A 13137-nucleotide genomic window follows, 5' to 3' on the forward strand; every position below is an offset into this window, starting at 1 on the left:
CGTCAACGTACCGCCTTCACAGCTGGCGTGTTCACAGCTCCACCCCGAGCAGCGCATCGATCGCGGTCGCCACCAACTTCGGCGCCTCGGTGTCATGACCGCCGTATTCCAGCGCATCGGTGGCCCAACCATCAAGCGCGGCGAGGGCTTTGGGAGTGTTCAGGTCGTCGGCCAGGTACTGGCGCACCCGCGCGATGAGGTCGGCGGCGTCGGGGCCCGCGGGCAGCTCGGTGGCCGTGCGCCAGCGCCGCAGCCGCGCGTTGGCCTCGTCGAGCACATCGGAGCTCCAGAACCGGTCCGCGCGGTAGTGGCCGCCCAGCAGCCCCAGCCGGATCGCCGCCGGTTCGACGCCCTGCTCCCGCAGCGTCGACACCAGCACCAGATTCCCCCGGCTCTTGGACATCTTGTGCCCGTCCCAGCCGATCATGCCCGCGTGAACATAGTGCCGGGCGAATCGTCGCTCGCCCCGGACGCATTCGGCGTGGGCGGCGGTGAACTCGTGATGCGGGAAGGTCAGGTCGCTGCCGCCGCCCTGGATGTCCAGTCCGCTGCCGATGCGGCTGAGCGCGATCGCGGCGCACTCGACGTGCCAGCCGGGCCGCCCGGCCCCGAACGGCGACGGCCAGCTCGGCTCCCCCGGCCGCGCCGCCCGCCACAGCAACGCGTCCAGTTCGTCGGTCTTGCCGGGCCGGTGCGGATCGCCGCCGCGCTGCTCGAACAGTCGCAACATGGTTTCGCGGTCGTAGCCCGACTCGTAGCCGAACTGCGGCGTGGCGTCGGCGCGGTAGTAGACGTCCGGGTACTCGCCGTCGACGACGTACGCCGCGCCCGAAGCCAGCATCTTCTCGACGAGCTCGATCACCTCGGGGATCGCCTGGGTGGCCGCGACATAGTCGCGCGGCGGCAGGACCCGCAGCGCCGCCATGTCCGCGCGGAAGCGGGCGACCTCGCGATCGCCGAGTTCGCGCCAGTCGACGCCGTCGCGGTCGGCGCGCTCGAACAGCGGATCGTCGACGTCGGTGACGTTCTGCACGTAGTGCACGTCGTGGCCGAGGTCCAGCCACTGCCGGTAGACCAGGTCGAAGGTCAGATAGGTGGCCGCGTGGCCGAGGTGGGTGGAGTCGTACGGCGTGATGCCGCAGACGTACATGGTCGCGGTCGAACCGGCCGCCACCGGGCGCACCTGCCGGTCGGAGGTGTCATACAGCCGAAGCTCGGGGCCGCGCCCCGGTAACACCGGAACCGGTGGAAACTCCCACGACTGCATGGCATCGACTCTAAACGCGCGCGGTTAGCGCCACGCGTCGCGGATGGCCGCGAGCAGGATCGGCGCCACCTCGGCGCGGCACATCACGAAGTCGGGCAGGTAGGGGTCGAACTGGTTGTAGCGCATCGGCGAGCCATCCAGCCGGGACGCGTGCATGCCCGCGGCCATCACCACCCCCGCCGGTGCCGCCGAGTCCCACTCCCACTGGCCGCCCGCGTGCAGGTAGGCGTCGACGTCGCCGTCGATGATCGCCATCGCCTTGGCGCCCGCCGAACCGATCGCCACCGGCTGGATGGCCAGCGACTGGCGCATCCGGTGCAGCACGAAGGGCGGGCGGGTGGCGCTGACGGCGATGCGAAACGTGTGCGGTATGCCGACGCGCGCGGCGTCGGCGGTCACGGTGTCGGTGCGGTACACCGTGTTCCCGCGGGCCGGCAGCGACACCGCCGCGTCGGTGATCTCCCGCCGACCATTGGTGGGCCGCTGCCAGAGCGCGATGTGCACCGCCCAGTCGTCGCGGCCCGGCGTGGAGAACTCGCGGGTGCCGTCCAGGGGGTCGATGATCCAGACCCGGTCGTGCTTGAGCCGGACCAGGTCGTCGTAGGCCTCCTCGCTGAGCACCGCGTCGTCGGGACGCTCGGCGCGCAGCCGTCGCAGGATCAGCTCGTTGGCCAGGCTGTCGCCGGCGTCACCCAGCTCCCACGGATGGCCGAAGCCGATCTCGTCGCGCACTTTGAGCAGCAACTCCCCCGCGTCGGCGGCGAGTTCGGCAGCCAGTGCGGCATCGGTCAGCTCGTCCGGGCCCTGGCTCACCGACTCAGTATCTCCGACGCCCGTGCTGGGCTTGAACACGTGGCGGCGACCCGCTTCGCCCGGCTACGCCGCGCTTGCGTCGCCTCAGAACGCCGGGCACTAGAACGCCGGACACTAGAACCCCGGGCACTAGAAGGCCGGCCAGGGAATGGGCCGGTGCCGGTTCGGTCCCGGCATCACCGGATCGTTGAGCAGCGCATGCGCGCGCCTGCGCAACGCCGCGATCTCCGCCCGCGTGATCAGCTCGGACAGCTCGTCGCAAAACGAGCCGTCGAGCGCGTCGACGAGATCGGCCACCGCCTCCAACATTTTCTTGTCAACCGGCTTGTTGGCCCAGCCCCACAGCACCGTCCGCAGCTTGTTCTCGACATGCAGGCACACCCCGTGGTCGACGCCGTAGACGTGGCCCTCAACGTCGCGCAGAACGTGGCCGCCCTTGCGGTCGGCGTTGTTGACCAGCACGTCGAACACCGCCATGCGCCGCAGCCGGATGTCGTCGGCGTGCATCAGGACGACCTCGTCACCGGCGTAGTCGTAGGCGCGCAGCACCGGCAGATAACCCGGCTGCGGTTTGTCGGCGGGAAACAGGTCGACCAGGTCGGGGCCGGGGCTCGGGTCGGACCCGGTAGCGTCGCCCGGTTGCTCCACCCACAACTGCAGCATGCCGGGGCCGGCCGGCCCGTGACGAATCACCGTGTACGGCACGATGTTCCAACCCAACCGCGTCGACACCAGGTACGCCGCGAGTTCGCGGCCGGCCAGCGTCCCGTCGGGAAAATCCCACAGCGGGGCCTCGCCCGAGACCGGCTTGTAGACGCAGTGCACGGTCGACTCGCCGAGCGTGGACTCGCACAGGAAGGTGGCGTTGCTGGCAGAGCGGATGCGTCCCAGGACCGTCAGCTCGCCGTTGCGCAACACCTCACGGTCGTCAGGCCTCAAGTTCATCGTCAGGCCCGAGCAGCGCGCTGCGCCTATAGCCGTTGGCGCGCGCGCAGATATGGCCCTCCGGATCCAACGGTTCGTCGCAGAGCGGGCACGGGGGCCGACCCGCCGAGATGACGCGATTGGAGCGCGTGGCGAACTGCCGCGCCGATTCCGGCGTCAAGAACACCCGCACCGCGTCGGGCCCCTCCTCGGTGTCGTCGAGCACCACCGACGCGTCGAACTCCGCGTCGGTGACGGCCAGCAATTCGACGACCACGGTCTGCGCCTCGGAATCCCAGCCCAGGCCCATGGTTCCGACCCGGAACTCCGCATCCACGGGCGTGACCAACGGGTTGAGATCCTCGACTTCGGTGGGCTCCGGCGGGACCGGCGTGCCGAACCTGCGATTCACCTCGAGCAGCAGGGCGTCGATGCGTTCGGCCAGCACCGCGACTTGCTGTTTCTCCAACACCACCGACACCACCCGGGAATCGTGCACCGCCTGGATGTAGAACGTGCGGTTTCCGGGCTGGCCGACGGTCCCGGCCACGAAGCGGTCGGGTGTGCGGAAGACGTGGATTGCGCGGGCCATGGCACCTCCAAAATACCGGCTGTTGCCTTCGCCGTGCGATTCGATTGCCCCGCTCCGCCAGTTTTAAGCGGAATTAGTCAGTCGAGCCGCCGACCACCGCGTCGCTGGACGGCACGAGCCCGGCCGGCCGTTCCCCGGGCGCCGGCTGTTCCGTTGGCGCTTGTTCCTTCGGTGTCTGTTCCGTGGGCGCGTGTTCCGTTGGCGCCGCTTGGGAGTCGCCGTCGGCCTTCGCCTTCGCCCCGTCCTGGGACGGTGGCCCGGCCCGCAGCGCCGCAGCCAATTTCGCACCGGTGTGGTTGACGTGCAACACGAACGGGCGCAGTTCGGTGTACCGGATCACGCTCACCGACGCCGGATCGGCAGTGACCCGCTGGAACGCGTCCAGGTGCATGCCGTACGCGTCGGCGATGACGGCCTTGATGACATCACCGTGAGTGCAGGCCACCCACAGGGCGTCGCCGCCCTGTTCCCCACCATGCTCGAGGGCCAGCCGTCGATCGTGTTCCCGGATGGCCGCCACGGCGCGCGCCTGCACCTGCGCCAGACCCTCGCCGCCGGGAAACACCGCCGCGCTCGGGTGGGCCTGCACAACCCTCCACAGCGGCTCGCCGGCCAGCTCGGCGATCTTGCGGCCGGTCCAGTCTCCGTAGTCCACTTCGGCGAGCCGGTCGTCGATGAGCGGCTCCAGGCACAGCGCGGCGGCGAGCGGTTCGACCGTGCGCCGGCAGCGCAGCAACGGCGAACTGATCAGCGCGCGAATGGGCAGGTCACCGACCCGGTCGACCAGCCCGGCGGCCTGGTCGCGACCCTTGTCGTCGAGGTCGACGCCCTCCGAGCGGCCCGCCAGGACGCCGGCGGTGTTCGAGGTGGAGCGGCCGTGGCGCAACAGGATAACCGTCATGCCGCGGTACCCAGCCGGGACGTCTGAGGCATCAGGGCAACCACGACCACGACCGTACTCGGTGCGACTGCGGGTTGATGATCAGCGCGCGACTAGCGCGGCACCGGCACCGCGTGCGCCACCGAGTCCCGCACGGCGGCGGTCAGGCTGCGCTCGTCGGTGAGATCGATGTCGACCAGGCTGCGCACCGCGGTGGCGACGACCTCGTCGGCCTGCGGGACCGGCCCGGCAAGGCGGGGCCGGTAAATTTCGACGACGAGCGAGCCGTGTTCGATGTGGAACGAGAAACTGCGCCCATCACCGACTTGTCCATATCCGCTGGCGAAAATCCCTGTCGACATGTCTTCGACAGCAAACTCTTTCTCCGCGATATGCCGGTCAACGATGACGGCCATACGCCGACCATACCTCGCCCCCGGGACTTGATGTGCGAGACATGGCCATATTGGATGCGAAGGCGTTCCTTAAAGTGGAAGGCCTACAGTCGTCGCACAAGGGAAGATAGTTGCTGTCATTGCCGGGGCGTAATCAACCCGCAGCTTACTGCCATGTGATCGGATTCGCGATTTTGCTGGCCGCGGTGACCGGTTGTTCGTCGAATACATTCAAATCCGCGCCGCCCACCATCGAACCGGCCACGGCCGCCGTCTCTCCGCCGGCGTCACAGAACCCCGCCGGCACGGTGCGCCCGCTGCCGGTCCGCGCCGCCGCGGCAGCCTTCGACGGCGCCGCCCACCGACTGGCGGTGCTGGCGCCCGGCGCCGCCCCGGCGGGGCCGGCCACCGTCACCGTCTTCGATGACCCGAAGGCCGCGGCGCGGGTCATCGACCTGCCGGGCCCGGCGAGCGCAATGACCGATGACGGCCACGGCACCCTGTACCTCGCCGCGCGGGGCGGCTATTTCGTGGTCGACCTGGGCACCGGCCACACGGGACAGGTGAACGTCACCGACGCGCAGCAGACCGATTTCACCGCGGTCGCCCAACGTGCCGACGGCAAACTGGTGCTGGGCAGCGCCGACGGGGCCGTCTATACCCTTGTTTCTCCTGCTTCGCCGACACCCGGTTCTCCCACACCCGGGGCCGCCGCCGCCGCGACCATCGGTAGCCGGACCAAGATCTTCGCACGCGTCGATTGCCTTGCCACGCAAGGGAATACGACGGCAGTCCTGGACCGGGGGCAGACGTCGGTGACCACCATCGGCGCCGACGGTCGAGTCCAACAGGCGTTGCGGGCCGGCGAAGGGGCGACCACCATGGCCGCCGACCCCTGGGGCCGGATTCTGGTCGCCGACACCCGCGGCGGCCAGCTGCTGGCGTACGGCGTCGACCCGCTGATCCTGCGCCAGGCCTATCCGGTGCCCCAGGCGCCGTACGGCCTGGCCGGCTCGCGCGCATTGGCCTGGGTTTCGCAGACCGCTTCTAATATGGTCATTGGTTACGATCTGTCCACCGGAATTCCCGTCGAAAAGGTGCGTTACCCAACCGTGCAGCAACCGAATTCCCTGGCCTTCGACGAAGCGTCAGACACCTTGTACGTGGTGTCGGGGTCCGGTGCGGGGGTTCAGGTCATCGAACACGCGGCGGGTGGGCGTTGACCGCACCGCGCCGAAGTCAGTTGCCCGCGGGCTGGGACACCGAACTGTCCGACGAATACGAGTGGGTGCCGCTGCGCCTGCCACCCGAAGTAACCCGGCTCAGCGCGTCCATCCGGCTGTCCATCGAGGCCGAATACCGGGGCTGGGAGCTCACCCGGGTGCGGCTTTACACCGACGGTAGCAGACGAGTGCTGTTGCGCCGCAAGAAATCTCGGCTGGACAACCGTCGACCCGACCAGCCGCAACTGTGACGGTGACCCAACCGCGCGAAGGCTTGGTCTACGGCCTGGTGCGACGGCTATTTTTCCTGGTTCCGCCCGAGCGCATCCACACGCTGGTCTTCGCGGTGCTGCGCGGCGCCACCGTCCTCGGCTTCAAACGGCGGCTGCTCCACCGGCTGCTCGCCCCCACCGATCCGGTGCTGGCGAGCACGGTGTTCGGGGTGCGTTTTCCCGGGCCGCTCGGCCTGGCCGCCGGCTTCGACAAGGACGGCAAGGGTTTACTGACCTGGGGGGCGTTGGGCTTCGGGTATGCGGAGGTCGGGACCGTCACCGCGAACGCGCAGCCGGGCAACCCGCCCCCGCGCATGTTCCGGCTGCCCGCCGACCGCGCCCTGCTGAATCGGATGGGCTTCAACAACCTTGGTGCGGGGGCGCTTGCGATCCGGCTCGCGCGGCACCGCCCCGACATCCCGATCGGGGTCAACATCGGCAAGACGAAGGCCACGCCGGCCGCCGACGCCGTCGACGACTACCGGACCAGCGCCCGATTGGTCGGACCGCTGGCGTCGTATTTGGTGGTCAACGTCAGCTCGCCGAACACGCCGGGCCTGCGCGACCTGCAGGCCGTCGAGTCGCTGCGGCCCATCCTGTCGGCCGTGCTCGCCGAGGCCTCCGTCAGCTCCACGCCGGTCCTGGTGAAGATCGCGCCCGACCTTTCCGACGCCGATCTCGACGCCGTCGCCGACCTGGCTGTCGAGCTGGGCCTGGCCGGGATCGTCGCCACCAACACCACCGTGTCGCGCGACGGGCTGAAGACGCCGGGGATCGACGCGCTGGGCCCGGGCGGCATCTCCGGGCCGCCGGTGGCGCACCGCTCGGCCGAGATGCTGCGCCGGCTCTACGCCCGGGTGGGCGATCGCCTGGTGCTGATCAGCGTCGGGGGCATCGAGACGGCCGACGACGCGTGGGAGCGGATCACCGCGGGCGCGTCGCTGCTGCAGGGCTATACCGGCTTCATCTACGGAGGAGGCCTGTGGCCCAAGCGGATTCACGACGGCATCGCACGCCGGCTGCGCGAGGGCGGGTTCGCCTCGCTCAGCGATGCGGTCGGCTCGGCGGCGCCCAGGGCCGGCGGGCCGGCGGGTTAAGCCGCGCCTTCTTCGTCGGCTTCGTACTTAGGATCTTCCCCGGTGACCTAGGGTTTGTTCCGCCACCACCATGGCTGGCCGGGAGAATGGAAAACTACCGACAAACCACGCATCCGGCCAGGCAGGCCCACCCGCCGCTTCAGTCGCCCCGGCTGTACGGCAACCACGTCGTCAAGCCGGAGTTGGACTGGTCGGCACCGCTAAACCTCAACAGCCTTCAGAGCAGAATCTTCCGCCGCGCCCAGGAGGCTATCGGCTTACCGCCACACGTTGAAACCGCAAAACCACTGGCGAAAACTGTTGCAGCAGTAACCAATACCAACCTAGCGGAGCTATTTAGGTAGCGCCTAGCCCACACCGTCTGACGTAACAAGTTGGCGAGTCAACGTCTCAAGCTCAGCAAAAGCCGTGTCGAGATCATCGCGCATCTTTATGAACACCTCCACGGGGTCTTTGTCCACGAGATCTTTCCAACCCTGCGAAGCGGTTCGGATCTGGTCCAGTTTGGCGATGAGCTCGGTGTTATTGGTGAGCAGAGCAGCGCGAATTGCCAAGTGCTCGACTGTGTTGAGCTGCGGCGTATGTTTTTCGCGCACGGCCAGGAATTTTGCGACCCGGTCCGCAGGTGGTGCGCCATTCGCGACGGCGTCGTCGTGTTGGGCCGAGGCGTCGGCAAGTCTGTATGCGGCGTCGACGGTCGCGTATCTCTCCCCGAGAAGGTCCGCCACTTCTTGACGGAACCGATCGTTGCGATCAGCCGCGAGTTGCTCTCGATGCCGTCGGTATGCGGCGCGGTTGGTCCGCCATAGCGTCCACAATGCAGCACCAAATAGCAGAAGCGACCCCGTGAACGAAAGCGTCGGAGCGAGCCAGGTCCATATAGACGCGTGCTGGATGAGGTCCACGGTAAGCGGACTGTTCGGCAGGTTAACCTGGCCGGCATGCGGAACTGGCAACGGACCTGGCGGCGGGGGCGAAGGCGGCGGCTCCAATGGCGGCAGCACATCGCGCAGGAACATGTCTGCGATTGTCCCATTCCGTGCCAACACCAACGGCTACGGCACCCCCGGCGCCCGTACCGTTTCGCGCCTGCGGCTTATTTGATGGGCCTCACCGAACACGCAGCAGGATCGGTGTCCAAAGGTGGTCACCGACCTCGGCGATGCCTTGACTATCCACTGCGATGCCGCGAAACGACCGGTGGCCGAGTGCCGACCGGCGTTGCCTGATCACGGCCAGCGAGCGACGACGCCAACGCGCACCGTTCCACCCTAGCGGTGGTTTCCCACCAGGTTGGCGGATCCAATCCGGCGTCAAAAAAACTTCTTCCCCATAGACCATCAACTCGGCCACGTGCGCATCGTATTCGATACGCTCGGGCTTCATCTTCTCATCGATCTTGAGCCAGAACCATCGGTAGAACTCTCGAACTGCTGCGGTGTAACGCCCAATGATCGGAACTAGGTCGATCGAATCACCATGTTTCTCAAGGTATTTTCGAACTTGTGCATTCAACTTCTCCCACTTCAGCAGCGGCTCAACATGTAGCCGAAACTGGAACTCCGCCATCGGCATCGTCTGCGAGAACTGCCATGCCGGGTTCAGGTACGGCAGAAATTTGTGTTGGGAGTAATTCCGCAGTTCCTCAAGCAATTTCGCCTCATCTGCTTCAAATACGGCGAGCCGCTTGCTGGTGTATTCGCCTGTCTCGAAACCGGAGAGTCGCTTTTCGATTGTGGGCCAGATGTCACGAAGAACCGACCGCTGGCCTGAGACAAGGGATTTCACCGAGGCGAGAAAATTTGCCAATAGCCGAGCTAGCTCGATTCCGAAGGGGTCGCCCACGTCCGGGTTGAACGGCTGGCTCTGGCCAATCTCGGGGTATCGCAATATGTGGTTCTGAAGTTCTTCGGCGTTCTTAGTGAAGGCGTACGACGTCAAATTCAGATCGCGCATCATGGCGGTCACCTCAAACGGCCGCATCTCCATCAAAATCGCCTGGCGCCGCTTGTACTCGGTGATCCACGGGTTGGCCCAGGACGTGACGGTCTCTTGCTCGGTGGCGGGCGGCTCATCCACGACACCAATGCTGCCACCTATGCCCCACACTCTGCGGCAGCAGAAGAGGCACGGAGCCGCAAGTGCGTGACTCGACGTGCCTCTCCTCAAGATGCCGGCGGGATTCGAACCCGCAACCACTCCTTGCGTGAGGGGAGTGCTCTGTCTTTTGAGCTACGACATGCCCTTGGCTGGGCTCAGCACTACACCTAGTAGCTGATGATCCGCCGGATCCCAAAATGTTGTGTTCGGGTGTGCCGCACACGAGGTGACCGGCCACGCCGGATACTCGCTCGCGCCAAAGCCTGGCGGGGCAGCCAGTTAGGCCGCGTCCGTCTCGTCGTCCTCTTCGTTCACTTCGCCCAGGACCTTTTCCGGGTGATGGAAGGTGTTGGTCCGCGGCTGGCCGCGATCGAGGTGCGGCGGTGGGATCCATTCGATGTCGCCGTTGGCGCGTTTTCGGGTGGTCCAGCCCTTCTCGAGCAGGCGGTGGTGGGGTCCGCAGGCCAGGGTGAGTTGATCGATGTCGGTGCGGTAGGTGCTGGCCCAGTCCTCGACATGGTGGACTTCGCAGTAGTAGCCCGGCACATCGCAGCCCGGGGCCGAGCAGCCGCGATCCTTGGCGTACAACACAATTCGCTGGCCGGGTGAGGCCAGGCGCTTGCCGTGATATAGGGCCACCGCCTTGCCCTTGTCGAAGACAGCCAGGTAGTGGTGGGCGTGGCGGGCCAGGCGGATCACGTCGGATATCGGCAGCACGGTGCCACCGCCGGTGAGGCCCTTGCCCGCGGCGGCCTCGAGCTCCGCCAGCGTGGTCGTGACGACGATAGTCGCCGGCATCCCGTTGTGCCGGCCCAGTTTGCCGCTGGCCAACACGGCGCGCAGGGCGGCGTTGAGACCGTCGTGGTTCCGCTGGGCGTGGCTGCGGGTGTCGCGGTGCACCGCCTCCTCGCTCGGGGAGCCGTCGACCACCGGTGTCAGGTCATCGGGGTTGCACATCCCGGGTGCGGCCAGCTTGGCCAACACCGCCTCCCACGTCGCCCGCGCCTCCGGCGTGAGCCACCCACTCAGCTTGGACATGCCGTCGGCCTGCTGATGCCCCAGCACCAGGCCGCGACCCCGCGCCCGGTCGGCATCGGTGTAGTTGCCGTCGGGGTTAAGGCAGTCCATCAGGTGGCGGGCGAGCTTGGCGAGTTCATCGGGGCGATAGTGGGTGGCCTCGGACGCAAGGTGTCTCTCGGCGTGCTCACGCGTGTCGATGTCGACGCAGTCGGGCACCTGGCGGAAAAACCCCCGGATCACCGCCACGTGGTCGGCCCCGATGGCCCCGTCGCGCCGGGTGGCCGCCGTGGTGGGCAGCACCGGGGCCAGCGGCTCGCCGGTGAGCGCCCGACGAGGGCCCAGATCGGCGGCCTCGGCGATGCGGCGGCTGGCCTCACCGCGGGTGATGTGCAGCCGATCGGCCAACGCCCACGACAGCTTGCCGCCCAACTCGGTCGGATCCCCTTGCTCACCAAGCTGATTGATGAGCTGGTGGTTTGGCACTTGCAGCCGACGCGTCTCACACTCGAGGACCTCCAACAAGTGCAACCGCTCCGGATTGGTCAGCGCCTCATACGAATGCCCCTGGAATCGGGAGACCACAGTGCGCAGGGCTTCGACGTCTTGCTGGATCTCCTCGCGGTCCGTCAATGCCACGTGCGCCGCCCGCCTGGCCGTCCGAACGGGCTGGACAACCCATAGATGAGAGCGTCCAGTGCCGCGAGCAGCTGGGCTCCGGCCAGAGAGTCGACGGACTCGAGGAACGGATCTAGCGCCGTCTCGACTTCATCGAGTTCGGCGGTTACCAGTTCGCGGCTTCTCGAACGCATGTTCGAATACTACGGCCGCCCACCGACAAGAGCCGCGGCTCCGAACCCGCTCCTACTTCTGTTCGTAGACGCCGTGAATGACGGCGCGGGCTATCGCGTGCTGGAACAGGCTGAAGCCCAGGTAGGCGGGGCTGGCGTCCTCGCCGAGGTCCAGCTTGTCGACGTCCACGGCGTGCACGGCGACGTAGTACCGGTGCGGTCCATGCCCCGGCGGCGGAGCGGCGCCGAGGTAGCGACGCATCCCGGCGTCGTTCACCAGCGTCAGCGCGTCACCGGGCAGGTTGCTCCCATCCCCCGCGCCCGCGGGCAGTTCGGTGACGTCGGCCGGCAGGTTGGCCACCGCCCAGTGCCAGAATCCCGAGGCCGTCGGGGCGTCGGGGTCGTAGACGGTGACGGCGAAGCTGCGGGTCTCCCCCGGGAACCCCGACCAGCTCAACTGCGGGCTGACGTCTTCTCCGCCCGCGCCCATGATCCCGCTGACCTGCGGCATGGCCAGCGGCTGGCCGTCGGTGATCGATTCCGACGTCAGGGTGAACGACGGCAGCTTCGGCAGCGCGGCGTACGGGTCGGGCGCGGTGCTCATGGGCGATCCTCTCGTTGCGTGTCGTGTCTTCAGCAGTGTGTCAGGAAGTGTGCCAGCACATCAGTGCCGAACCTCAGCGCATCCACGGGTACCCGCTCGTCGACCCCATGGAACAACGCGGTGAAGTCGAGGTCCGGCGGCAACCGCAGCGGGCTGAAACCGAAACAGCGAATCCCCAAGCGCGCGAAGGCCTTTGCATCGGTGCCACCGGACAGCATGTAGGGCACCGTGCGGCCATCCGGATCCAGGGCCAGCACGGCGGCGTTCATGGCGTCCACCAGGTCGCCGTCGAAGCTGGTCTCATACGACGAGAAGTCCTTGATCCACTCGCGGGTCACGTCCGGACCGAGCAGCTCGTCGACCTCGGCCTCGAACGCCGCCTTGCGGCCCGGCAGTATCCGGCAGTCGATCACCGCTTCCGCCGTCGCGGGAACGACGTTGGCCTTGTACCCGGCCTTGAGCATGGTCGGGTTGGCGGTGTCGTGCAGCACGGCCTTGAGCATGCGGGCCATGGGCCCGAGCTTCTCGATCGCTCCCGCCAGGTCGCCCGACTCGACGTCGAACGTCAGCCCGGTCTCCTCGCTGACGGCGGCGAGGAACTGGGCGACGGTGTCGGTGAGCACGAGCGGGAACTGGTGCCGGCCGAGCCGGCCGAGTGGAGCGTCCACCCCTTTTCCGGCGCGGTCAAGGACGGCTTCGTCTGGGGTCGCGGCGCGGTCGACATGAAGGACATGGTCGGCATGATGATCGTGGTGGCCCGGCAGCTGAAGCGGGCCGGGATCGTGCCGCCGCGCGATCTGGTCTTCGCCTTCCTTGCCGACGAGGAGCACGGCGGCACTTTCGGGGCGCAATGGCTGGTCGACAATCGGGCCGACCTCTTCGAAGGTGTCACCGAGGCGATCGGCGAGGTGGGCGGGTTCTCGCTGACCGTGCCGCGCCGCGACGGGGGCGAACGAAGGCTCTATCTGATCGAGACGGCCGAGAAGGGGCTGTCGTGGATGCGGCTGACTGCCCGCGGCCCGGCCGGGCACGGATCGATGGTGCATGACCAGAACGCCGTCACCGCCGTCGCCGAGGCGGTGGCGCGGCTCGGCCGGCACCAGTTCCCGCTCGTGCTCACCGACACCGTCGCCCAGTTCCTCGCCGCCGTCAGCGAGGAGAC

Annotated in this window: 15 protein-coding genes, 1 tRNA gene and 1 pseudogene; 4 read left to right on the forward strand and 13 right to left on the reverse strand. The window is 67.6% G+C overall.

What is annotated here, in order from left to right; genetic code table 11:
• Positions 1 to 31: 31 nt before the first annotated feature.
• The 6 genes from mshC to A5692_RS23025 all read right to left on the reverse strand — a co-directional run bounded on the left by mshC (position 32) and on the right by A5692_RS23025 (position 4892).
• Positions 32 to 1267, reverse strand: a complete 1236-nt coding sequence (mshC, locus tag A5692_RS23000; RefSeq protein ID WP_068060307.1) for a cysteine--1-D-myo-inosityl 2-amino-2-deoxy-alpha-D-glucopyranoside ligase — start codon at positions 1265 to 1267, stop codon at positions 32 to 34.
• A 24-nt stretch (positions 1268 to 1291) separates the two neighbouring features.
• The gene (locus tag A5692_RS23005) at positions 1292 to 2080 is read right to left on the reverse strand and encodes a 3'(2'),5'-bisphosphate nucleotidase CysQ (RefSeq protein ID WP_068060389.1); all 789 of its coding nucleotides are present in this window, start codon (positions 2078 to 2080) and stop codon (positions 1292 to 1294) included.
• A gap of 129 nt (positions 2081 to 2209) precedes the next feature.
• Positions 2210 to 3025 (reverse strand): SCO1664 family protein, encoded by an 816-nt coding sequence (locus A5692_RS23010; protein ID WP_068060311.1) that lies wholly within the window; start codon positions 3023 to 3025, stop codon positions 2210 to 2212.
• On the reverse strand, positions 3009 to 3596 hold the full coding sequence (locus A5692_RS23015) for a DUF3090 domain-containing protein (RefSeq protein WP_067924315.1): 588 nt from the start codon (positions 3594 to 3596) through the stop codon (positions 3009 to 3011). The genes A5692_RS23010 and A5692_RS23015 overlap by 17 nt, the downstream gene beginning before the upstream one ends.
• A gap of 73 nt (positions 3597 to 3669) precedes the next feature.
• The gene (locus tag A5692_RS23020) at positions 3670 to 4497 is read right to left on the reverse strand and encodes a histidine phosphatase family protein (protein WP_068060314.1); all 828 of its coding nucleotides are present in this window, start codon (positions 4495 to 4497) and stop codon (positions 3670 to 3672) included.
• A 92-nt stretch (positions 4498 to 4589) separates the two neighbouring features.
• Positions 4590 to 4892, reverse strand: coding sequence for a hypothetical protein (locus A5692_RS23025; protein ID WP_068060318.1), 303 nt, complete (start codon positions 4890 to 4892; stop codon positions 4590 to 4592).
• A 170-nt stretch (positions 4893 to 5062) separates the two neighbouring features.
• Between A5692_RS23025 and A5692_RS23030 the strand changes: the two genes are divergently transcribed.
• From A5692_RS23030 to A5692_RS23040, 3 genes are read left to right on the forward strand one after another with little or no spacing between them, the layout of a single operon-like run.
• Complete coding sequence (locus A5692_RS23030) at positions 5063 to 6094, forward strand: YncE family protein (RefSeq protein ID WP_231984427.1); 1032 nt, start codon at positions 5063 to 5065, stop codon at positions 6092 to 6094.
• Positions 6091 to 6345, forward strand: a complete 255-nt coding sequence (locus A5692_RS23035; RefSeq protein WP_068060324.1) for a DUF5703 family protein — start codon at positions 6091 to 6093, stop codon at positions 6343 to 6345. Before A5692_RS23030 ends, A5692_RS23035 begins: the two co-directional genes overlap by 4 nt.
• Positions 6346 to 6368: 23 nt before the next feature.
• The gene (locus A5692_RS23040; protein ID WP_068060392.1) at positions 6369 to 7463 is read left to right on the forward strand and encodes a quinone-dependent dihydroorotate dehydrogenase; all 1095 of its coding nucleotides are present in this window, start codon (positions 6369 to 6371) and stop codon (positions 7461 to 7463) included.
• 347 nt (positions 7464 to 7810) lie between these two features.
• On the opposite strand, the gene A5692_RS23045 is transcribed toward A5692_RS23040, so the two are convergent.
• From A5692_RS23045 to A5692_RS23075, 7 genes and pseudogenes are all read right to left on the reverse strand, one after another.
• The gene (locus A5692_RS23045) at positions 7811 to 8482 is read right to left on the reverse strand and encodes a hypothetical protein (protein ID WP_231984423.1); all 672 of its coding nucleotides are present in this window, start codon (positions 8480 to 8482) and stop codon (positions 7811 to 7813) included.
• Between the two features lie 91 nt (positions 8483 to 8573).
• Entirely contained in the window at positions 8574 to 9542 is a 969-nt protein-coding gene (locus A5692_RS23050; protein ID WP_068060326.1) for a hypothetical protein, read from the reverse strand.
• An 89-nt stretch (positions 9543 to 9631) separates the two neighbouring features.
• Positions 9632 to 9704: transfer RNA gene (locus tag A5692_RS23055), tRNA-OTHER, on the reverse strand.
• A gap of 138 nt (positions 9705 to 9842) precedes the next feature.
• Positions 9843 to 11219 carry an HNH endonuclease signature motif containing protein gene (locus A5692_RS23060; protein WP_068060329.1) on the reverse strand — a complete coding sequence of 459 codons (1377 nt, stop codon included), beginning with the start codon at positions 11217 to 11219 and terminating at the stop codon, positions 9843 to 9845.
• Positions 11210 to 11392, reverse strand: coding sequence for a hypothetical protein (locus tag A5692_RS23065; RefSeq protein WP_068060332.1), 183 nt, complete (start codon positions 11390 to 11392; stop codon positions 11210 to 11212). Before A5692_RS23065 ends, A5692_RS23060 begins: the two co-directional genes overlap by 10 nt.
• A 52-nt stretch (positions 11393 to 11444) precedes the next feature.
• Positions 11445 to 11975: a YbhB/YbcL family Raf kinase inhibitor-like protein gene (locus A5692_RS23070; protein ID WP_068060335.1), complete on the reverse strand. Its 531-nt coding sequence runs from the start codon at positions 11973 to 11975 to the stop codon at positions 11445 to 11447.
• A gap of 29 nt (positions 11976 to 12004) precedes the next feature.
• Positions 12005 to 12631 (reverse strand): annotated as a pseudogene (locus tag A5692_RS23075) (M20/M25/M40 family metallo-hydrolase); the annotation flags it as partial.
• Here A5692_RS23075 and A5692_RS23080 point away from each other — a divergent pair.
• The coding region (locus tag A5692_RS23080; protein ID WP_369830317.1) for a M20/M25/M40 family metallo-hydrolase at positions 12611 to 13137 on the forward strand (527 nt) is incomplete at its 3' end. The pseudogene A5692_RS23075 and the gene A5692_RS23080 sit on opposite strands and share 21 nt — an antisense overlap.

The sequence above is a fragment of the Mycobacterium sp. E342 genome, from assembly GCF_001667665.1.
Taxonomy (GTDB): domain Bacteria; phylum Actinomycetota; class Actinomycetes; order Mycobacteriales; family Mycobacteriaceae; genus Mycobacterium.

What these genes read in the sequence shown, in the direction of transcription:
- A5692_RS23065 (WP_068060332.1), bottom strand. Translation starts at nt 11,392, where the DNA reads ATGCGTTCGAGAAGCCGCGAACTGGTAACCGCCGAACTCGATGAAGTC.
- A5692_RS23070 (WP_068060335.1), bottom strand. Translation starts at nt 11,975, where the DNA reads ATGAGCACCGCGCCCGACCCGTACGCCGCGCTGCCGAAGCTGCCGTCG.
- A5692_RS23015 (WP_067924315.1), bottom strand. Translation starts at nt 3,596, where the DNA reads ATGGCCCGCGCAATCCACGTCTTCCGCACACCCGACCGCTTCGTGGCC.
- A5692_RS23020 (WP_068060314.1), bottom strand. Translation starts at nt 4,497, where the DNA reads ATGACGGTTATCCTGTTGCGCCACGGCCGCTCCACCTCGAACACCGCC.
- mshC (WP_068060307.1), bottom strand. Translation starts at nt 1,267, where the DNA reads ATGCAGTCGTGGGAGTTTCCACCGGTTCCGGTGTTACCGGGGCGCGGC.
- A5692_RS23045 (WP_231984423.1), bottom strand. Translation starts at nt 8,482, where the DNA reads ATGTTCCTGCGCGATGTGCTGCCGCCATTGGAGCCGCCGCCTTCGCCC.
- A5692_RS23025 (WP_068060318.1), bottom strand. Translation starts at nt 4,892, where the DNA reads ATGGCCGTCATCGTTGACCGGCATATCGCGGAGAAAGAGTTTGCTGTC.
- A5692_RS23010 (WP_068060311.1), bottom strand. Translation starts at nt 3,025, where the DNA reads ATGAACTTGAGGCCTGACGACCGTGAGGTGTTGCGCAACGGCGAGCTG.